The organism is Mycobacterium sp. NS-7484 (genome assembly GCF_001953975.1).
In the GTDB taxonomy this organism is placed as follows: Bacteria; Actinomycetota; Actinomycetes; order Mycobacteriales; family Mycobacteriaceae; genus Mycobacterium.
The window spans coordinates 15,771-36,257 of the sequence record NZ_MBEJ01000119.1; the positions used below are offsets into that span (position 1 = coordinate 15,771).

General features: G+C 67.5%; 20 protein-coding genes. 12 read left to right on the forward strand and 8 right to left on the reverse strand.

Annotation, left to right across the window (positions count from 1 at the left end):
- The first annotated feature begins 189 nt into the window (after positions 1-189).
- From A5733_RS21230 to A5733_RS21270, 9 genes are all read left to right on the forward strand, one after another.
- The gene (locus tag A5733_RS21230; protein WP_142254131.1) at positions 190-603 is read left to right on the forward strand and encodes a hypothetical protein; all 414 of its coding nucleotides are present in this window, start codon (positions 190-192) and stop codon (positions 601-603) included.
- Between the two features lie 102 nt (positions 604-705).
- Positions 706-2,169: a glycine hydroxymethyltransferase gene (locus A5733_RS21235; protein ID WP_076241559.1), complete on the forward strand. Its 1,464-nt coding sequence runs from the start codon at positions 706-708 to the stop codon at positions 2,167-2,169.
- A 66-nt stretch (positions 2,170-2,235) separates the two neighbouring features.
- Positions 2,236-3,063, forward strand: a complete 828-nt coding sequence (locus tag A5733_RS21240) for an acyl-ACP desaturase (protein ID WP_067771765.1) — start codon at positions 2,236-2,238, stop codon at positions 3,061-3,063.
- A 200-nt stretch (positions 3,064-3,263) separates the two neighbouring features.
- A complete protein-coding gene (locus A5733_RS21245) occupies positions 3,264-4,577 on the forward strand; it encodes a PhoH family protein (RefSeq protein WP_067771768.1) in 1,314 nt (437 codons plus the stop codon).
- Positions 4,578-4,664: 87 nt separating this feature from the next.
- The gene (locus A5733_RS21250) at positions 4,665-5,549 is read left to right on the forward strand and encodes a polysaccharide deacetylase family protein (RefSeq protein WP_076241560.1); all 885 of its coding nucleotides are present in this window, start codon (positions 4,665-4,667) and stop codon (positions 5,547-5,549) included.
- Between the two features lie 70 nt (positions 5,550-5,619).
- Positions 5,620-6,600, forward strand: a complete 981-nt coding sequence (locus tag A5733_RS21255) for an NAD(P)H nitroreductase (RefSeq protein ID WP_076241561.1) — start codon at positions 5,620-5,622, stop codon at positions 6,598-6,600.
- A gap of 9 nt (positions 6,601-6,609) precedes the next feature.
- Positions 6,610-7,050, forward strand: coding sequence for a universal stress protein (locus A5733_RS21260; protein WP_158070630.1), 441 nt, complete (start codon positions 6,610-6,612; stop codon positions 7,048-7,050).
- A 16-nt stretch (positions 7,051-7,066) separates the two neighbouring features.
- Positions 7,067-7,705 carry a two-component system response regulator DevR gene (gene devR / locus A5733_RS21265; protein WP_067771780.1) on the forward strand — a complete coding sequence of 213 codons (639 nt, stop codon included), beginning with the start codon at positions 7,067-7,069 and terminating at the stop codon, positions 7,703-7,705.
- Between the two features lie 10 nt (positions 7,706-7,715).
- Entirely contained in the window at positions 7,716-9,446 is a 1,731-nt protein-coding gene (locus A5733_RS21270) for a GAF domain-containing sensor histidine kinase (RefSeq protein WP_076241563.1), read from the forward strand.
- Positions 9,447-9,453: 7 nt separating this feature from the next.
- On the opposite strand, the gene A5733_RS21275 is transcribed toward A5733_RS21270, so the two are convergent.
- From A5733_RS21275 to glpX, 3 genes are all read right to left on the reverse strand, one after another.
- Positions 9,454-10,365, reverse strand: coding sequence for an NAD(P)H nitroreductase (locus A5733_RS21275; RefSeq protein ID WP_076241578.1), 912 nt, complete (start codon positions 10,363-10,365; stop codon positions 9,454-9,456).
- 159 nt (positions 10,366-10,524) lie between these two features.
- Positions 10,525-11,940: a class II fumarate hydratase gene (locus A5733_RS21280; RefSeq protein WP_067764522.1), complete on the reverse strand. Its 1,416-nt coding sequence runs from the start codon at positions 11,938-11,940 to the stop codon at positions 10,525-10,527.
- Positions 11,941-11,958: 18 nt separating this feature from the next.
- Positions 11,959-12,987, reverse strand: a complete 1,029-nt coding sequence (gene glpX, locus A5733_RS21285; RefSeq protein WP_067764519.1) for a class II fructose-bisphosphatase — start codon at positions 12,985-12,987, stop codon at positions 11,959-11,961.
- A gap of 55 nt (positions 12,988-13,042) precedes the next feature.
- Here glpX and A5733_RS21290 point away from each other — a divergent pair, with 55 nt between their 5' ends.
- Positions 13,043-13,678, forward strand: coding sequence for a DUF4245 domain-containing protein (locus A5733_RS21290; RefSeq protein WP_076241564.1), 636 nt, complete (start codon positions 13,043-13,045; stop codon positions 13,676-13,678).
- Positions 13,679-13,771: 93 nt separating this feature from the next.
- The gene (locus A5733_RS21295) at positions 13,772-14,572 is read left to right on the forward strand and encodes a dienelactone hydrolase family protein (protein WP_067764513.1); all 801 of its coding nucleotides are present in this window, start codon (positions 13,772-13,774) and stop codon (positions 14,570-14,572) included.
- Here A5733_RS21295 and A5733_RS21300 read toward each other — a convergent pair.
- The 4 genes from A5733_RS21300 to A5733_RS21315 all read right to left on the reverse strand — a co-directional run bounded on the left by A5733_RS21300 (position 14,550) and on the right by A5733_RS21315 (position 18,493).
- On the reverse strand, positions 14,550-15,734 hold the full coding sequence (locus A5733_RS21300) for an AI-2E family transporter (RefSeq protein ID WP_076241565.1): 1,185 nt from the start codon (positions 15,732-15,734) through the stop codon (positions 14,550-14,552). The two genes, A5733_RS21295 and A5733_RS21300, sit on opposite strands and share 23 nt — an antisense overlap.
- 64 nt (positions 15,735-15,798) lie before the next feature.
- Positions 15,799-16,632 (reverse strand): SDR family oxidoreductase, encoded by an 834-nt coding sequence (locus A5733_RS21305; RefSeq protein WP_076241566.1) that lies wholly within the window; start codon positions 16,630-16,632, stop codon positions 15,799-15,801.
- Positions 16,629-17,393, reverse strand: coding sequence for an SDR family NAD(P)-dependent oxidoreductase (locus tag A5733_RS21310; protein ID WP_067764507.1), 765 nt, complete (start codon positions 17,391-17,393; stop codon positions 16,629-16,631). Before A5733_RS21310 ends, A5733_RS21305 begins: the two co-directional genes overlap by 4 nt.
- On the reverse strand, positions 17,390-18,493 hold the full coding sequence (locus tag A5733_RS21315; RefSeq protein WP_076241567.1) for an NAD(P)-dependent oxidoreductase: 1,104 nt from the start codon (positions 18,491-18,493) through the stop codon (positions 17,390-17,392). Before A5733_RS21315 ends, A5733_RS21310 begins: the two co-directional genes overlap by 4 nt.
- Positions 18,494-18,618: 125 nt before the next feature.
- Here A5733_RS21315 and A5733_RS28005 point away from each other — a divergent pair, with 125 nt between their 5' ends.
- Positions 18,619-19,167: a hypothetical protein gene (locus A5733_RS28005; protein WP_233152754.1), complete on the forward strand. Its 549-nt coding sequence runs from the start codon at positions 18,619-18,621 to the stop codon at positions 19,165-19,167.
- Between the two features lie 12 nt (positions 19,168-19,179).
- Here A5733_RS28005 and A5733_RS21325 read toward each other — a convergent pair whose 3' ends face one another.
- On the reverse strand, positions 19,180-20,379 hold the full coding sequence (locus tag A5733_RS21325; RefSeq protein WP_076241568.1) for a cytochrome P450: 1,200 nt from the start codon (positions 20,377-20,379) through the stop codon (positions 19,180-19,182).
- Positions 20,380-20,487: the final 108 nt, after the last annotated feature.

Sequence of the window (20,487 nt, forward strand, 5' to 3'; positions counted from 1 at the left end):
TAGCAAACTGATTTATCCGACGTCCGGCGGGCCCGGCGCCAAGTCGTCTGGATTGAGTGGTCTGTGCTCAATTTTGCCCAGAAATTGCTCTGTGACCTCGATCCCAAGTGATTGATATTTTCGGTTACTCGTCGGTAACATTTTGCCGTAGGGTCTGGCGGTCGAGCCGGGCCTGGCAAAGGAAAGATCATGTCAACCACGCGAGAAAGACTCGACAAGCTCACGCGCATGGCCGGTGCGGCCGTGGTGACGGGGGCGCTCGGCCTCACCGCAATCCTGGGCTCGGCGGCCGTGGCCAATGCCGCGCCCGTCACGAAGGTCGGTAGCGATCCGGTGGCGCCGGTCAATCCCGGGGGCAAGAAAGCGCCGTTCACCAAGGTCGGTAGCGATCCGGTGACGTCGGTGATCTCGGGCATTGCCGACGCCGCCACCTCTGGCGGCACCGGTGTCGAGATTCCGCCCCTTGTCAGCCCGTGGCCCGGCGGTGCGTGGGCCGGCCATGACTGGAGCAAGGGATATCCCGGTGGCGGTTTGGCCAACGGCAAGGGCGGCGGCGCTGCCATTCACGGCAAGGCCGGCGGCGCCTGGAACCACCGCAACTGATCCGAGAACCTGCAACCCGGGCGGGGCAAATGGAGCCCCGCCTGGGTTTTTGCGAGGGTGCCCGTCGTCGGCCCCACCGAAGGCCCGACTAGGCTAAAAGTCATGGCAGCAGACTCGTCATCCACCTTGCCCGCGGCTTCCGGCGCTGATTACGCCGACACTTCCAGTGCCGCGTACCAGGCCGCCTTGCAGGTCATCGAATCCGTGGAGCCACGGGTCGCCGCAGCCACCCGCAAAGAGCTTGCCGATCAACGTGATTCGCTCAAACTGATCGCCAGCGAGAATTACGCCTCCCCGGCCGTGCTGCTCACCATGGGCACGTGGTTCTCCGACAAGTACGCCGAGGGCACCGTCGGGCACCGCTTCTACGCGGGCTGCCAGAACGTCGACACCGTCGAGGCGCTGGCCGCCGAGCACGCCCGCGAACTCTTCGGCGCCCCCTACGCCTACGTCCAGCCGCACTCGGGGATCGACGCCAATCTCGTTGCCTTCTGGGCCATCCTGGCCACCAAGGTGGAGGCGCCCGAGCTGGCGAACTTCGGCGCCAAGCACGTCAACGACCTGTCCGAGGCGGACTGGGAGACCCTGCGCAACAAGCTCGGCAACCAGCGCCTGCTCGGCATGTCCCTGGACGCCGGCGGTCACCTGACCCACGGCTTCCGGCCCAACATCTCCGGCAAGATGTTCCACCAGCGCAGCTACGGCACCAATCCCGAGACGGGTTTCCTGGACTACGACGCCGTCGCCGCCGCGGCCCGTGAGTTCAAGCCGCTGATCCTGGTCGCCGGCTACTCCGCCTACCCGCGCCGGGTGAACTTCGCCAAGATGCGCGAGATCGCCGACGAGGTTGGCGCGACCCTGATGGTCGACATGGCCCACTTCGCCGGTCTGGTGGCCGGCAAGGTGTTCACCGGTGACGAAGACCCGGTGCCGCACGCCCACGTCACCACCACGACCACGCACAAGTCGCTGCGCGGCCCGCGCGGCGGCATGGTGCTGGCCACCGAGGAATTCGCCCCGGCCGTGGACAAGGGCTGCCCGATGGTGCTCGGTGGGCCGCTGAGCCATGTGATGGCGGCCAAGGCCGTCGCGCTGGCCGAGGCGCGCCAGCCCGCGTTCCAGACCTACGCCCAGCAGGTCGCCGACAACGCCCAGGCCCTGGCCGACGGCTTCGTCAAGCGCGACGCGGGCCTGGTCACCGGCGGCACCGACAACCACATCGTGCTGCTCGACGTGCGCTCGTTCGGCCTGACCGGCCGCCAGGCCGAGTCGGCCCTGCTCGACGCCGGCGTCGTGACCAACCGCAACGCGATCCCGGCCGACCCCAACGGCGCCTGGTACACCAGCGGCATCCGGCTGGGCACCCCGGCGCTGACCAGCCGTGGGTTCGGTGCCGACGACTTCGACCGGGTCGCCGAGCTGATCGTCGACGTGCTGTCCAACACCCAGCCCGAGGGGACGTCCAAAGCCAAGTACAAGCTGGCCGACGGCACCGCCGAGCGCGTGCGCGCGGCCTCGGCGGAGCTGCTCGACGCCAACCCGCTGTACCCCGGGCTCACGCTCTGAGCCGGGTGTCGCGACACACGGCGCCCCAACTTTTAGAAACATGTAAACCCGGGTTACAGTTACCTCATGGCACAGAAACCTGTCGCTAATGCGCTGACCCTTGAACTCGAGCCGGTGGTCGAGGCCGAGCTGCGTCGTCACCTCGACACCGAGGTTCTCTGGTACGCGCACGATTACGTGCCCTTCGACCAGGGCGAGAACTTCGCCTTCCTCGGTGGCAATGACTGGAATCCGTCGCAGGTGACGTTGCCCAAGAACGTCACCGACGCCTTGGAGATCCTGTTGATCACCAAGGACAACCTGTCGGGCTACCACCGCGAACTCGTCGAGCACTTCATCCTCGAGGACAAGTGGGGGCGCTTCCTGGGTCGTTGGACCGCCGAGGAGCACCTGCACGCCGTGGCGCTGCGCAACTACCTCGTCGTCACCCGCGAGATCGATCCGACGGCCAACGAGGACGTCCGCGTCGAGCACGTGATGAAGGGCTACCGCGCCGACAGCTACAGCCAGATCGAGACGCTGGTGTTCATGGCGTACTTCGAGCGTGCCCACGCAGTCTTCACCCGCAACCTGCGGGGACAGATCACCGAGCCGGTGCTGGGGTCGCTGATCGACCGCATCGTGGTGGACGAGGAGCGTCACGAGCTGTTCTTCGCCAACCTGGTCTCGCACCTGCTCGGTACGCACCGGGACGAGACCATCGCGGCCATCGCCGCCCGGGCGCGCGAACTCGACGTGATCGGCGCGGACATCGACGCCTACCAGGACAAGGTGGCGGTCGTGGCCGAGGCGGGCATCTTCGACAAGGCCGCGTTGGCGCAGGTCATCTCCGACCGGATCACGGCCTGGGGACTGGCCGACGAACCCCAGCTCCAGGAGTTCATCAACACGTAACGCGGCGGCGTTTTTTCGCCCGGCGCGCCAGCCAGCAACCCCGCCACGGCGGGAGTAGCGTCGAATCCGATGGCTAGCGACATGCTCTGCTGTCCGGACGGTACCGATCGGTTGAATCTCGAGAGGACCGGCTCCGGTCCTGGTGCCGCAGTGTCCACCGAGCAACTCGTGTGGGGCCGCGCGGGTTCTAGGAGCGCCACGTGACTGAACAGCCTGTCCGTACCTATGTGCTCGACACCTCCGTGTTGCTGTCCGATCCCTGGGCATGCACCCGGTTCGCCGAGCATGAAGTGGTGGTCCCGCTGGTCGTGATCAGCGAATTGGAGGCCAAACGGCATCACCATGAGCTGGGCTGGTTCGCCCGGCAGGCGCTGCGGATGTTCGATGATCTGCGGCTCGAACACGGGCGGCTGGATCAGCCGATTCCCGTTGGCGCAGAAGGCGGCACGCTTCAGGTCGAGTTGAACCACATCGACCCGTCGGTGTTGCCCACGGGCTTTCGCACCGAGACCAACGACACCCGGATTCTCGCCTGCGCAGCCAATCTCGCTGCCGAGGGCAAGCATGTCACGCTGGTGAGCAAGGACATCCCGCTGCGCGTCAAAGCCGGCGCGGTGGGCCTGGCTGCCGACGAGTACCACGCGCAGGATGTGGTGGTGTCCGGGTGGACCGGCATGGCCGAACTCGACGTGGCCGCCGAGGAGATCGACACCCTGTTCGCCGACGGCGAGATCGATCTGGCCGATGCTCGGGATCTGCCCTGCCACACCGGAATTCGCTTGCTCGGTGGCAGCTCGTCGGCGCTCGGCCGGGTCAACGCCGAAAAGCGGGTGCAGCTGGTGCGTGGTGATCGCGAAGTGTTCGGCCTCCGGGGAAGGTCAGCCGAACAACGCGTCGCTCTCGATCTGCTGCTCGACGAATCCGTCGGCATCGTGTCACTCGGCGGCAAGGCCGGCACCGGCAAATCCGCGCTGGCCTTGTGCGCCGGCCTGGAAGCGGTGCTGGAACGCCGAATTCAGCGCAAAGTGGTGGTGTTCCGGCCGCTGTACGCCGTCGGCGGCCAGGATCTCGGCTACCTGCCCGGCAGCGAGAGCGAGAAGATGGGGCCCTGGGCCCAGGCCGTCTTCGACACCCTCGAAGGGCTGGCCAGCCCGGCGGTGCTCGAAGAGGTGCTGAGCCGCGGAATGCTGGAAGTGCTTCCGCTGACCCATATTCGGGGCCGCTCGCTACACGACTCGTTCGTGATCGTGGACGAGGCGCAGTCGCTGGAGCGCAACGTGCTGCTGACCGTGCTGTCACGGCTGGGGGCGGGCTCGCGGGTGGTGCTCACCCACGATGTGGCCCAGCGCGACAACCTGCGGGTGGGCCGCCACGATGGCGTCGCGGCGGTCATCGAGAAGCTCAAGGGGCATCCGCTGTTCGCCCACATCACCCTGCAGCGCAGCGAACGCTCACCGATCGCCGCCCTGGTCACCGAGATGCTGGAGGAGTTCAGCCCGGGCGCCCTGCCCTGAGCCCCTGAGTCCGGAGTGATTTGGGTGCGTTCGGTAACGCCAGGCGTTACCGAACGCACCCAAATCGCCAGCCGGTAGGCTGCCGGGGTGGCGAGGTTCCCCAACAGTCAGGCATGGCGGTGGACCGTCGTCGGCGTGGCGGCCGCCGTTGTGGTCGTGGTGGTGGGGGTGCTCACCGGGCACATCTACCGTGACGGGCCCGACGATGTGGACTGCGCGAAAGAGAAGTGCATCGCGTTGACCTTCGACGACGGGCCCAGCCCCTATACCGACCGGCTGCTGCAGATCCTCAAGGACAACGACGCGAAGGCCACCTTCTTCCTGATCGGCAACAAGGTGGCGGCAAACCCCGACGGGGCACGGCGCATCGCCGAGGCGGGCATGGAGGTGGGCAGCCACACCTGGGAACACCCCAACATGACCACCATTCCGCCGCAAGAGATTCCGGCCCAGTTCAGTAGGGCCAGTGATGCCATCGAAGCCGCGACCGGGCAACGGCCGGAGTTGGTCCGCACGGCGGGCGGTCTGGTCAACGATCAGGTGCTGGCCGAGGCCAGCAAACAGGGATTGGCCGACATCAACTGGGACGTCATCCCATTCGACTGGGCCAACGACGCCAACACCGCAGCGACTCGCTACATGCTGATGACCCAGATCAGGCCCAACAACGTGGTCCTGTTCCACGACACCTATTCGTCCACCGTCGATCTGGTGTACCAGTTCATCCCGGTGCTCAAGGCCAACGGCTACCACCTGGTGACCGTCAGCCACATGCTCGGTGAACTCGAGCCGGGTTCCAGCTACGGCAGCCGGGAGAACGGACCGCCCGTGCCGCCGGCCGAGGCGCTCCACGACATCCCGGTCGAAGAGATACCGTCGCTGCCCGCGACGCCGTCGCCGGCGCCGATGCCGAACTTCCCGATCACCGACATCCCCGGGGCCAACTCAGGAGGCCCGAACAACGGGGCATGAGACGCACATCGCGTCGGTTTGAGGACCAAAGACCCTAACCGGCGGGCTCGGGCGCGACGAGGCTTGAAGCATGCCCGACACGATGTTCGACTCAGCAGTTCTGACCAATGCTGTGCAGCTGGCATCGCGTGCCCCGTCGCTGCACAACACCCAACCGTGGCGGTTGATCGCCGGCAGTGGCGGCGTGCAGCTGCACCTCGACCCGAACCGCGTGGTCACCGCCACCGACCGGTCGGCGCGCGAGGCGATCATCAGCTGCGGTGTGTTCCTGGACCATCTGCGGGTGGCGATGGCCGCGGGCGGCTGGTCCACCACCGTCGAGCGGTTCCCCAATCCGAACGACCTCGACCATCTGGCGACGTTGCAGTTCTCGCCCATGGAATTCGTCACCGAGGCGCACCGCCGACGGGCGGATGTGATCCTGGCCCGGCACACCGACCGATTGCCGATGGCCGCTTACCCGGACGTCGATGCCCTCGAACGGCTGCTGCGGGTGCGACTGGGCGACGGGCCGGTGCACCTTGACGTGCTGGCCGAGGACATGCGTGCTCAGGTGGCTGAGGCCGCGGCCCTGACGGAGTCGCTGCGACTCTACGACTCTGCCTACCACGCCGAACTCGCCTGGTGGACAACCCCGTTCGCCACCGAAGACGGTATCCCGCAGAGTTCGTTGGTGTCGGCGGCCGAGAGTGAGCGGGTCGCGGTGTCCCGCGGATTCCCGGTCACCGCGCACAGCGATCGTCGGCCGAGCGTCCATGACGACGCGGCCACACTGGTGGTGCTGTCCACTGACGGCTACAGCCGGGGCGACGCGCTGGACGCCGGTGAGGCACTGTCGGCGCTGCTGCTCGAATGCACGCTGTCGGGCCTGGCCACCTGCCCCGTCAGCCACGTCACCGAGCTGCACGCCAGCCGCGACATCATCGGCACCCTGATCGACCGCGATGCCTGCCCGCAGCTGCTGATCCGGATCGGTATCGCCCCGGCGCTCACCGACTCACCTCCGCCCACACCGCGGCGTGCCGTCGAGACCTTCCTGACCTTCGAATAGGAGATGACCGTGACCGATACCCTGATCGCCCCCGCCGCTGCAGCCCCGGCCACCACCGCGGCCGTCCTGGTCGAAGTCGACGGCCGCACCGCCGGCAACGATGCGCTGCACGCCGCCATCGAGGAGGCCTTGCGACGCGGCGCGCCGCTGCGGGTCCTGACCACCTGGGCCGCCCGGCACCGGGAGATGTACGACGCCACAGCCGTCGTCGAACGCGACCGGTTGTCGGCCGCCCAGCTGGATCGACGCTTGACCCGGGCGCTGCGTCGTTCGCCCGACCTCGATGTGCAGACCATCGACGGTTACCACAGCGCCACCGAATACCTGGCGGCACAACCGGAGTCGGTTCAGATGCTCGTCCTGGCCGCTGACCATCCGGTTTCTGCCGAGCTGCAGGAGGTGTTGGACCGGGCCGGTTGCGCGGTGCTCGCTTGCGATCGGCGCCAGTGATTGTGAGACTCGGGGGATGATCAGAGTCTTCCTCGTCGACGACCACGAGGTGGTGCGTCGCGGGCTGATCGACCTGCTGAGCGCCGATCCGGAGCTCGACGTGATCGGCGAGGCCGACTCGGTGGCCCAGGCCATGGCCCGGGTGCCGGCTGTGGCGCCCGACGTCGCGGTGCTCGACGTCCGGCTGCCCGACGGTAACGGTATCGAGCTGTGCCGGGATCTGTTGTCGCGCATGCCCGATCTGCGTTGTCTGATGCTGACGTCGTTCACCTCCGACGAGGCCATGCTCGATGCCATTCTCGCCGGCGCCAGCGGCTACGTCGTCAAGGACATCAAAGGCATGGAGCTGGCTCAGGCGATCAAGGACGTCGGGGCCGGCAAGTCCCTGCTGGACAATCGCGCCGCGACCGCGCTGATGGCCAAACTGCGCGGGGATGCCGAGCGTTCCGACCCGCTGGCCGGGCTGACCCAACAGGAGCGGGTCTTGCTCGACCTGCTGGGGGAGGGGCTGACCAACCGGCAGATCGCGGCGCGGATGTTCCTCGCCGAGAAGACCGTCAAGAACTACGTGTCCCGGTTGCTGGCCAAGCTCGGTATGGAACGACGCACCCAGGCCGCGGTGTTCGCCTCCACACTGGACCGGCACCGACAGTAGAGATGCCAGCATGGGAAGCGTGACCGGTCACTCCGAGCACCGCGGCGACGAGCCGCGGATCTCGCCGTTGCGAGAGACTCTCTCGCAGTTGCGGTTACGTGAGTTGCTCACCGAGGTCCAGGACCGCGTCGAGGAGATCATCACCGGACGCGACCGGATCGATGGCCTCGTGGAGGCGATGCTGGCGGTCACCTCAGGTCTGGATCTGGAGGTGACGTTGAGCACCATCGTGCAGACCGCGATCCAGCTCGTCGACGCCCGCTACGGCGCGCTCGGTGTGCGCGGCGAAGGCCACGAGCTGACAGAGTTCGTCTACCAGGGCATCGACGACGAGACGCGGGCCCTGATCGGGCACCTGCCGGAGGGGCGCGGTGTGCTCGGCGTGTTGCTCGACGACCCGAAACCGATCCGGCTCGACGACATCCATCAGCATCCGGATTCGGTCGGATTCCCGCCCAACCACCCGCCGATGCGCACCTTCCTCGGCGTGCCCGTGCGGATCCGCGACGAGGTGTTCGGCAACCTCTACCTCACCGACAAGACCAACGGACAGCCGTTCAGCGAAGACGACGAGGTGCTCGTCGAGGCCCTGGCCGCGGCGGCCGGTGTCGCGGTGGAAAACGCCAGGCTCTACGAGCTGTCCCGCGACCGGCAGGCCTGGATCGCCGCCACCCGCGATATCGGCACCGAACTGCTCGGCGGCACCGATCCGGCCACCGTGTTCCGGATGGTGGCCGACGAGGCGCTCAAGCTGACCGGTGCCGACCGCATCGTGGTCGCCGTTCCGCCCCTGGACGAGGCCGGGGAGATCCCCGTCGGTGAGGTCGACACCTTGGTGGTGGCCGCCGCGGCGGGCAGACCGACGACGATCGATTCGATCCTGGTCGGCGGGGTGGAGGACGCGGTGATCGCCGCCTTCCGCGACGGCACACCGCGCCGGCTCGACCGGCTCGAGCTCGACGGGTTGGCCGGGCCGGCTCTGGTGCTGCCGCTGCGGGCCACCGACACCGTGGCCGGAGTGCTGGTGGCGGTGCGCGGCGAGGGCGCCCGCGTCTTCACCGCCGAGCAACTCGACATGGCGGCGGCTTTCGCTGACCAGGCCGCGGTGGCCTGGCAGCTGGCCAGCTCGCAGCGTCGGGTGCGGGAGCTCGACATCCTGGCCGACCGGGATCGGATCGCGCGCGATCTGCACGATCACGTGATCCAGCGGCTGTTCGCCGTGGGTCTGTCGCTGCAGGGCACTATCCCGCGGGCGCGTTCGGCCGACGTGCAGCAGCGGCTCACCGCCACCGTCGACGATCTGCAGGCGGTGATCCAGGACATCCGGACCGCGATCTTCGACCTGCACAACGCCCAGGCGGGGACGACGCGGTTGCGACAGCGGCTCGACGCGGTGATCGGCCAGTTCGCCGATGCCGGTCTGCACACCGAGGCCCGGTTCATCGGGCCGCTGTCGGTCGTCGACGCCGCCCTGGCCGATCACGCCGAGGCAGTGGTCCGTGAGGCAGTGAGCAATGCGGTGCGACATTCTGGGGCAACCGAACTCACCGTGCGGGTCGAGGTGGCCGACGATCTGTCCATCGAGGTCTCCGACAACGGGTGCGGGATCGCCGCCGAGGTCACCGAGAGCGGGCTGGGCAATCTGCGAGCCCGCGCATCAGATGCCGGTGGCGAGTTCACCGTCACCGACCGGCCCGGTGGGGGCACGGTATTACGTTGGGTTGCACCACTTCCCGAATAGTTTTGAGTCAGAGAGCGGGGCGGCGCGGGGTGGCAGGCAGCGGCGCGGCCTGCTCGGCCGGCCAACCGATCCGGATCAACATCTGCGGGTACTCCCGGTCATCGAAGAACTCCTCTCGTAGTGCCGACCGGGTATGCGCCACCTCCAACGGCTCGGTGATCGGGCAGGTCGCCAAGCCCAGTGTGGTCGCGGTGAGCAGGACGAGGCTGGTCGCCTCCCCGGCCCGCAGGCGCGCCTGGGCGTCGTCGGCATGCGTGCCCAGCGCCAGGACCGCGGCGTTCTCTGTCGCGCCGGACCGGTGGGGTGGCTGCGCCAGTGCGGGTCCGGCGAAGACCCGGCCCGGCACGGTCGTGGCGTGGTCCGGGGCCGGCGTGCTGTGTGCGGGAACGCCGGCCAGTGAGCGGTAACGACCACTCCACCGGGTCAGCTCGGTGAGGTAGGCATCGTCGCTGATGTGTTTGGAAATCGCTTGTTCGACAAGGCCGTTGAGTTGTTCGATCGATTCCACCCGGCGCATCGTGACGCCCATGCGGGCCACCCGCATCCCGATCAGCGCGATGTCGGCGGGGCAGACCTCGGTGCTGCCGTAGTGCCGCCGGTCGGTGCGGCGGCAATCGATCGCAGCGGCCAGCTTGAGGTCTGTCTCACTGGGCGGGCCGGGTGTCACGGTGATCCGGGCGAGATGGTGCGGATCGTGCGGGTCGGGGAACCGCTGTACGGCGGCGCGCCAGCCCAGCGAGGCCAGGGCGACGACGCAATGATGCAGGGTGGCACCGCAACTGAGCATCAGATCGCGACTGTCGGGGTCGGTGGCCGGCAGGTGCCGGCTCCGGTCGGCATACAGGTTCAGGGTGCCGGTGTCATCGACCCGCCAGCGCCACGGCTGCGAGTTGTGCACCGACGGAGCACGCACTGCCATCGACAGGGCGCTCTGCAGCGTCGTCGCGTCCGGAAAGCTCACCCGTTCAGCGTGCGCCGTCGCGCTCCCGTCGGGTAGGGCAGAAAGTCCTTTGCCGAGAAGACACAAACCCGTACCTTTTCGGCCGAAAAGGTACGGGTTTGTGTCTGTTCGCGGAGGTTATTCCCCGGACTTCACCTTGGCCATGGCCAGCACGTCGAGGCGCTTGTCCAGTTCGGCCTCGGACAGCTTGTCGCCGATCAGCCCGCGGTCGATCACCGTCTGGCGGATGGTCTTCTTCTCCTTCAACGCCTGCTTGGCGACCTTCGCGGCCTCCTCGTAGCCGATCGCCGAGTTCAGCGGCGTCACGATCGACGGGGAGGACTCGGCCAGGGTGCGCAGGTGCTCCTCGTTGGCCACCAGACCGTCGATGCACTTCTCGGCGAACAACCGAGACACGTTGGCCAGCAGGGTGAACGACTCCAGCACGTTGCGGGCCATCATCGGGATGTACACATTGAGCTCAAAGGCACCGGACAGGCCGCCGACCGTGACGGCAGCGTCGTTGCCGATAACCTGCGCGGCCACCTGGGTCACCGCCTCGGGCAGAACGGGATTGACCTTGCCCGGCATGATCGAGCTGCCCGGCTGCAGGTCAGGCAGCTGGATCTCGCCCAGGCCGGTCAGCGGGCCAGAGCCCATCCAGCGCACGTCGTTGGCGATCTTGGTCAGCGAGGCTGCGATGGTCTTCAGCGCGCCCGAGGCCTCGACCAGCCCGTCGCGGGCCGCCTGCGCCTCGAAAGAGTCGGCAGCGGTGCGCAATTCAGCCAGGCCGGTCTGGTTGACCAGCACCTCGACCACCTTCGGGCCGAAGCCGTCGGGGGCGTTGAGGCCGGTGCCCACGGCGGTGCCGCCGATGGCGAGCTCACCCAGCCGCGGCAGGGTCGCGCGAACCCGTTCGATGCCGGCCTCGATCTGGCGGGCGTAGCCGCCGAACTCCTGGCCCAGCGTCACCGGCACCGCGTCCATCAGGTGGGTGCGGCCGGACTTCACCACGGTCTTCCACTGCTTCGCCTTGGCGGCCAGCGACTCGTGCAGCACCTCGAGCGCCGGGATCAGATGGCGCACAGCGGCTTCGGTGGCCGCGATGTGGGTGGCGGTCGGGAACGTGTCGTTGGAGCTCTGCGACATGTTCACGTCGTCGTTGGGGTGCACCGTGACGCCGTTGCGGGCGGCGATCGAGGCGATGACCTCGTTGGCGTTCATGTTCGAGCTGGTGCCCGAGCCGGTCTGGAAGACATCGATCGGGAACTGGTCGTCGTGCAGGCCGTCGGCGATCTCACCGGCCGCGGCGATGATGGCGTCGGCCTTGTCGGCAGCCAGCAGGCCCAGGTCCTTGTTGACCTGCGCGCAGGCGGCCTTCAGCAGACCGAGCGCGCGGATCTGGGTGCGCTCCAGGCCGCGGAACGAGATCGGGAAGTTCTCCACGGCCCGCTGGGTCTGGGCCCGCCACAGGGCGTTGACCGGCACCCGGACCTCGCCCATGGTGTCGTGCTCGATGCGGTACTCGACAGCTCCGTCGGTATCGGTGCTCATGTTGGCCTTTCTAGCGATTTACGGGAGCGGGTAGGCGGCGGTCTTGTCGCCGGTGAAGTCGATGGCGGAGTACTCGTTGAGCTTGGCCAGCCGGTGGTAGGCCTCGATCATCCGGACCGTGCCGGACTTGGAGCGCATGACGATCGACTGCGTGGTGCAGCCGCCGGGGTAGTACTGCACGCCCTTGAGCAGGTCACCGTCGGTGACACCGGTGGCGCAGAAGAAGACGTTCTCGCCCGACACCAGGTCTTCTGTGGCCAGCACCTGGTCCAGGTCGTAGCCGGCGTCGATGGCCTTCTGGCGTTCGGCATCGTCGGTCGGGGCCAGCTGGGCTTGGATCGCCCCGCCCATGCAGCGGATCGCCGCCGCGGCGATGATGCCCTCGGGTGTGCCACCGATACCGGCCAGGATGTCGGTGCCCGAGTTCGGCCGGCAGGCCGAGATGGCGCCGGCCACGTCGCCGTCGGTGATCAGCCGGATGCGGGCGCCGGCGGCGCGTACGTCGTCGATCAGCTGCGCGTGCCGCGGCCGGTCCAGGATGCACACCGTCAGATCGCTCACCGAGGCACCGCGGACCTTGGCCACCCGCCGGATGTTCTCGCCGATCGGGGCGGTGATGTCGATCGCGTCGGCCGCTTCCGGTCCGACGGCGATCTTGTTCATGTAGAAGACCGCCGACGGGTCGAACATCGCGCCGCGCTCGGCGACCGCGAGCACCGAGATGGCGTTGGGCATGCCCTTGCTCATCAGGGTTGTCCCGTCGATGGGGTCGACGGCGAAGTCGCAGTCCGGCCCGTCGCCGTTACCGACCTCTTCGCCGTTGAACAGCATCGGGGCTTCGTCTTTCTCGCCCTCGCCGATCACCACGACGCCGCGCATCGTCACCGAGTTGACCAGTTCCCGCATGGCGTCGACGGCGGCCCCGTCACCGCCCTCCTTGTCACCGCGGCCGACCCAGCGGCCTGCGGCCATGGCGCCGGCCTCGGTCACCCGGACGAGCTCGAGGGCAAGGTTGCGATCCGGGGCTTCCCCCCGCGTGGGACTCATGGCCCAGATTGTCCCAGAACGTGGTCAGGGTTTGGGAGCTGGGATACTGACGAGCATGTCCAGCGAGCCGACCTCCCAGCCCACCCCGGTCCCCAAGCCGGAGAAGTCGCGGTTGTTGCAGGACGGCCGGGACATGTTCTGGTCGATGGCGCCGCTGGTGGTGGCCTGCATCGTGCTGGCCGGGATGTTGGGCATGTGCTCGCTGCAGGCAGGTGGTCCGGGGGCCGGGCCGGCCCCGGAGTTCGACGCCCCGGCGGCGCTGCAGGCCGACGCCGATGCGCTGAAGATTCCGATCCGGCTGCCGCAGCTGCCCGAGGGCTGGCAGCCCAACTCCGGCAGCCGCCGCGGTATTGACGGTGGTAGGACGCTGCCGGACGGCCGGCATGAGCGGGCGGTGTCCTCGCGCGTCGGCTATCTGGCGCCAAGCGGCAAGTACCTGAGCCTGACCCAGAGCAATGCCGACGAGGTCGCGCTGGTGGCGTCGATCAAATCGGACTCCTACCCCTCGGGCACCCAGGACGTCGACGGGGTGACGTGGGTGGTCTACGAGAGCAGCGACCCCGAGCCGGTGTGGACGACGCGGCTGAGCGGCCCGGCACAGGTGGCCATCACCGGGGCGGGTGGTACCGACGAGTTCCGTACGCTGGCGAGCGCGACGCAGAAGCAATCGCCACTGCCGATCCGCAAATAGGGGCGCAAAACAGGGGGCGCGAAGGTGAAGATGTTGGCGAGATTTCTCCCGGGTGTGACGATCTTCTTCACCTTCGCCGATAAGGAGTGAGCGTTGACCTCACCAGTTGCCGATCTCACCGGCTGGACCGCCACCCCGTTCACCGCCGCTGGCCAGACCCATGACGTGTACCGCAAGGGTGCCGGTCCCGGGGTGGTGCTGATCCCCGAGATCCCCGGCCTGCATCCCGGCGTCCTGGCGCTGGGTAACCACCTGGTGGACAACGGGTTCACCGTGGCGGCGCCGTCGTTGTTCGGTACGCCCGGCGCGCCTGCTGTGCGGCCCGGAGCCGTCGGGGTCCTGGTGAAAGCCTGTGTGACGCGCGAGTTCTCAGCATTCGCGACCAACGCCGATCGTCCCGTCGCGCATTATCTGCGGGCGTTGGCCCGCGACCTGAACGCCACCACCCCGGGTAAGGGCGTCGGCGTCATCGGGCAGTGCTTCACCGGTGGTTTCGCGCTGGCGGCCGCAGTGGACGACAGTGTGCTGGCCCCGGTGCTCAGCCAACCTTCGGTCCCGGTGGCGCTGACGGCCAAGCAGAAACGCGATCCGGGTATGTCCGAGGCCGAACTCAAGATCATCGAACAACGCGCGGCCAACGACGGCTTGTGCGCGCTGGCGTTGCGGTTCAGCGAGGATCGGATGGCGCCGGGGGAGCGGTTCGCCACGCTCAAGGCCCGTCTCGGCGATGCCTTCGAGGTCATCGAGATCGACTCGAAAAAGGGCAATGCCCACGGCTTCCCGGCCTCAGCGCACTCGGTGCTGACCGATCAGGTGCGCGAGGTCGACGGGCATCCGGCCTATGAGGCGCGCAAGCGGGTGGTGGCTTTTCTCACCTCGCGGCTGAGCGCTTAGCGTCGTTCTCCGGGTCGCTCTCGCGGCCCAGTCGTTTCTGCACCCAGTTCACGAGCCGTCGCCACGGACTCGGGCCGGCTTGTTCGGGTTCGGTGGTCTCGAGCTCGACGCCCTTGAAGACCGCCAGGTACACGCTGACCGTGGTGACGATGATGATCATCAGCACCGGCCCGATCACCAGGCCGAAGAAGCCGAACATCGCGATCCCGGAGAACACCGCCAGCAGCATCAGCGCGGGATCCAGCCGGGCCGCCTTGGGCACCAGCCAGGGACGCAGCAGGTTGTCGATGTTGGTGACCACCACGAGGTGGAACACCACCACGAAGATGCCGCCGATGACGTTGCCGAAGAACATCATCCCGATTCCGAACGGGATCGTGACGATGCCGCCGCCGAGCGGGATCACCGACAGGGCGGTGAGCAGGATCGCGAACACGAAAAAGCCGTTGTGGAAACCGGCGATGTAGATCGAGATCGCGCCGGCCACGCCCTGACACAACGCGATCACGAACTGCCCCTTGACCGTTCCCTTCACCATGGCGCCGGTCTTGGCCAGGTACAGGTCGGTGATCTCTTCGCCGAGGGGATTGAGCCGCCGGATCAGGGTGGCCATCTCGTCGTTCTTGACCAGCATCGAGATGAACACGTACAGGAAGATGATTGACGCGGTGATCGCGCCGACCAGGCCGCCGACCGCGCCCTGCAGGATGCCGAGCAGCCATTCGCCGAGATGTTGGGAAAGCTTGACCACGGTGTCGCGCAACGAATCCGCGGTGAGGTGGATGTCCAGGAACGGCACCCGCGCCAGCAGTGAGTTGACCAGTTCCAGGCCCCGGTCGCCCAGGGTGCTGACGTCCGTCTCGGCGATCCACGTGCTGACCGTGTTGACGATCTGGGTGATCTGCACGATCGCCATGAACACCACCAGGGCGACAGGGATGATCACCATCAGGATCGCGACCAGCACCGTCAGCGTGGCCGAAAAACCGGTACCCAGGCGTCGTCGAAATCGTTGGTAGAGCGGGGTGAACAGGTACGCGCCGACGGCGGCCATCACGATCAGGACGAAGAAGCTGCGCAGAAAATAGGCGCCCAGTAACACCGCCAGCACCGTGACGACTGCCAGGGCCCGCTTCTGGGTGACGGTGAACTGGTTTTCCATCAGGCCCCTTCCCGCCGTTGGCCTGACCTTATCGTCAGGCCGGCGTGACAGTGGGCATTGAACGTCACTCCAGCGTGACGCTGGGGGCGCTGCGGGCTGCTTGGCCGGCTCGTTGCGAGGCGACGAACTTCATCGACAGGCGCTGCATCAGGCTCGGGGCCAGTCGGGCGAACACCCAGGAGGCATGGGCGCGGCGGGGTTTGACGAGGATGGCCTTGTTGCGGGCGATGGCGCGCAGCGTATCGGCGGCCAGTCGGTCGGCGTCATAGGCGGTCTTGACGCCTTGGCCTTGAAGGAAGTAGTCGCGCCCGACGAACCCGCCGACCGCACCCTTGTCCAGGATCGGGGTCTCGACGGCGGCCGGGCACACCGCCAGCACGCCGACACCGTGAGCCGCCGCTTCCGAGCGCAGGGCCAAGGACAGGCCGACGACGGCGTGCTTGGTCATCACATAACTGGTGAGCTGGCCCGCGGCCGCCAGGCCGGCCATCGAGGCGGTGTTGATGATGTGCCCGTGGCCCTGCCGGATCATCTGCGGATACGCCGCGGCAACACCGTGGACGACGCCGCGCACATTGACGTCGATGATGGCGTTCCACTGGTCCAGGGTCAGCAGTTCGGTGTCCCCGCCCCAGACGATGCCGGCGTTGTTGAACATCAGGTCGAGCCGTCCGGCCCGCTCGACGACGCTGTCGACCGCATCCTGGACGGCGGCCGCGTCGGTGACGTCGAGCCGGGCCGAGCGTGCGCCGAGTCCCGCGGCGGTGGCCGCGGCGGCGTCGGCGTCGATGTCGGTGCACAACACCTCGGCCCCGGCGGCCGTCAGCGCCCGGCACAGGGCCGCCCCGATGCCGGATCCCGCGCCGGTCACGATCGCCTGCTTGCCGGCGAGGTTCATCCCTGCGCCAGCTTCATCACATGGCCGAGCACGTCCGGGTAGCGCTTGAGGTGCGCGCCGCCGTTGAGGTCGAGGACCTCACCGGTCAGCCACGACGCCTGCGGTGAGCAGATGAATACCACCGCGGCGGCGATGTCCTCGGGCACCCCGGTGCGGCCCAGGGCGGTGTTCTCGACGTACTCCTCGACCACGCCGGGGATCATGGCCGCGGGGTCGGTCAGTGGGGTTTTCACGAACCCCGGCGCGATCGCGTTGACCCGGATGCCGCGCGGCCCGAGCTCGAGCGCGGCCACCTGGGTAAGCATGGACAACCCGGCCTTGGCCGCGCAGTAGGCGCTCATGCCGGCGGCCGGCTGACGCCCGTTCAGCGACGAGATCGACACCAGCACACCGCCTTCGGGCAGATGCCGCCCGGCGTGCTTGGCGACGACGAATCCGCCGTTGAGGCAGACGTCGATGACGGCACGGAAATCCTCGACCGGCATGTCGGTGATCAGGCCGACATTGCTGAACCCGGCGCAGTTGAGCACGACGTCGACGGCGTCGATCGAGGCGAAAAGCGCCTCCACCGAGGCCTCGTCGGTGACGTCGACATAGTGACTGTCATGACCGGCACCCAGCTGGGCGGCCCGGGCCGCGGCGCCCTCGGCATCACGGTCGGCCACCACGATGCGGCAGCCGTCGGCCGCCAGTGCCTGCGCACTGGCCCACCCGATTCCCGAGGCCCCGCCGATGACGACGGCGACGCGTTGCGTGCTCACGCTTGGCCCTCGGGCGAGCGCTCGTCGGGCGTCCCATCCGGTCGGTGATCGCCCCACTTCTTGTCGATGGCATTCCACACATCGGCGTAGTGCCCGGGATAGTTCTTGTAGGCGGACTTGGACCGCAGGAACGCGCGGATCAGCGGGGCGGCCAGGCCGATCGGGAACCGCTTCCAGCCGGCTTTCGCCTTGGTGTCGGCCAGCAGCTGCGGCCAGCTGTGATGCTGAAAGCCGAGCACTTCCTGCGCCCGGCTGCTGTCCATCCAGTCGGTGGCGAACCAGGCCGCGTCGTCGTCGGGGTTGCCGGGCCGGCCGGGCGGCAGTCCACCCTTGATGCCCATGGCGGCCGCCGCTTGCGAACCGACCGCGGATTGCGTGTGGCGGTGCGTCTCGGAATCGCCGCCGATCAGGAGCACCTCGTGGTTGGCGATGTCGGTTCCGACGGTGGTGGCCGCGACGAACGCGGCCGCGACATCGCGCACGTCGACGGTCTGCAGCCGGCCGTCGGCGGGCAGCACGCTCTCGAACGAGATGAGGTCGACGTCCATGTCGAGGCTGAACTCGGAGCTCATCACCCCGCCGAGGCGCAGGATCAGCCAGTCCAGCGTGCTGGCCCGCACCAGTGCTTCGGCCTCGACCTTGTGCGCGCCGTAGATGTCGGAGGGGTTGACCGGCGTCTCCGGGGTCAGGACGTCGTCGATGTGGTGCGGATTGCGGGCCCCGTAGACGGCGATGCTGGAGGCCTGGATGAACCGCGGCGGGGTAGGTTGGGCCTCGGCGGCGCGCACCAGTGAGGCGGTTGCCTCGACGTTGACCTTGCGGGCCAGCCCCCGGCGCAGATAGCAGAACGGCGGGATGATGGCGGCGAGGTGGATGACGGCGGCCGGGGCGACTGCCGCCATCAGCTGATCGACCGTCCCGGAATCGGTCAGATCGGCCCAGCGCACCTGGACCGAGGCCGGCAGTGCGGCTGCCGCCTTGCGGTTGGCCGGGACGTCGAGGTCGGTCGCGACCACGCTGCGCCCACCGGCGGCCAGAGCCTTCACCACGGCAGAGCCCACCAAACCGAAAGCTCCGGTGACCAGAACTGCGTCGGACATAGACCTCCTCGATAGAACGTGTTGCAACCCTAGCGAACGACAGTGTGGTGTGTGTCACCGTGATCCGGCCCGATTTCGAGGGCTCTAAATGGGCTGTTAGCCCGTCGATGCTCAGCAACCGGTCCATGACCGTGGTGCTGGGGCGGCGCAGGCCGAGGCGAATGTTGCTGCCGTTGCCTCAAAAGCAGTCGCCAATGGCACCGTCCGAAGGTATGTGTGACTGGGAACACATCGCGGGTTGGCCTGTGATCCATTTGCCGGAATGGTCGTCGTCGCTCAATTTGGAAATTTGCCCGAGACCTATGCAAGGTGTGGCTGTAGGTATCGATGAAAGTGAGCCAATCGCAGGCGTTTGTGATGTACTCGGTTGCACGCGTCAGCAATTGGGGAGGTGTGTGATGTCCGAAGATGTCGTGGCAGGGGTTAACGACAGCGACTCCGGTGAAATTGCCGGAGAGGTTGCTGTCGGTTCCTCGGTGGTCGTTTATCCCGGAACTGATGACGAGCTGCACGGTGAGGTCGTCGAAGATTTTGCCGACTTGGCCGGCACCGCGGTCGAGGTCGCTGGGGAACGAATTGTCGGACCGGCGCGGCGTTGGGCGGTAAACCTCGACGACGGCGGCCTGGTGTTCGTCGACGACGACAGCATCGCGCTCGCGACGCAAGACGCCTGATCTCGCGGTAGTTCACCGCACTCTCAGCGGAAGCTGACATAACCGCCGCACCAGCAGGCTGGGCTGCCATTCGGCGACCCCGGCCGGGCGCACGGTGCGGCCGCCTGCAAGTAGCGACGACACCACGATGCGCGCTTCGAGCCGCGCCAGCGCGGCGCCCAGGCAGAAGTGGGCGCCCTTGCCGAAAGCCATGTGGCGCTTGACGTTCGGACGATCCATCCGGAATTCCTGGGGCTCCTCGAACACGGCTGCATCGCGGTTGGCTGCTCCCCACAACAGCAGCAGATGTGAGTCTTTGGGCACCGCGACGCCGACCAGCTCGGTATCGCTCACCACGTGCCGGTAATGGCCCCGAAAAGGGGATTCGAACCGCAACACCTCCTCCAGAAACGGCGGAATCAACGCCGGGTCGCTCCGCAGCCGCTCGGCGACTTCAGGTCGACGGCTCAGGATCCAGACCGCACTGCCGATCAGCGAGGCCGTCGACTCCCCACCCGCACCGACCAGCTGGACAAGCATCATCACCGCGGTTTCGGGCGACAAACGCTCAGCCGCACAGTGGGCCGCCAGATCGCCCAGCAGGTTGTCACCCGGGTTTGCCAACGCTTCACCGAACCGCTCGGTCAGGTACCCACCGACTTCCATGGCGGCGATCCCCGACGCGGTCAGTTGGTCCGTGTCGACGAGACCGTCGAGCAGCTGGGTGGTGGCATACGCCCACGTCACCAACCGGTCCACATCTACGGCGGGTACTCCGAGCAAGCGGGCGACCACCAGCATTGGCAGCCGGTCGGCCACCACTTCCATCCAGTCGAACTCCGAGCCCGCCGCGGCCAGCAGCTCGTCGGCTGTCTCGGCGATGAAGCGCTCCAGCTCGACCAGGCGTTTGGCAGCCATCCGGGGCAACACCGTCTTGCGGTGGGCTGCATGTATCGGTTCGTCGGCGGTGGCCAGCACGTGGATCGGATCGCCCAGCTCGCCCATGCCGAACGCGGCGACGGTGCCGTCGGGCTGCGACCACATCGTCGCGGTCAGATTCGACGAAAATTCCTGCGTGCGCGCGGTGGCCTCGGCGACGGCGTCGTACGAACTCACCACGAAGAACGGTGAGTCACCAACCCGCGCCACCGGAGCGTCGGTACGCAACCGGTCATACAGCGGGTAGGGATCCTGGAGGCAGGCCGGCTCGAACAGTTCGTGTGCCAGAAGCATTCGCCCAGGTTGATCCGGTGTCTGCGGGGAGTCAACGGGCCGGGTGCAGGTTGATAACCTGCACGCGGCAGGTGGTCGAACCGGTGTCTCAGTGACACGCAGTGACCT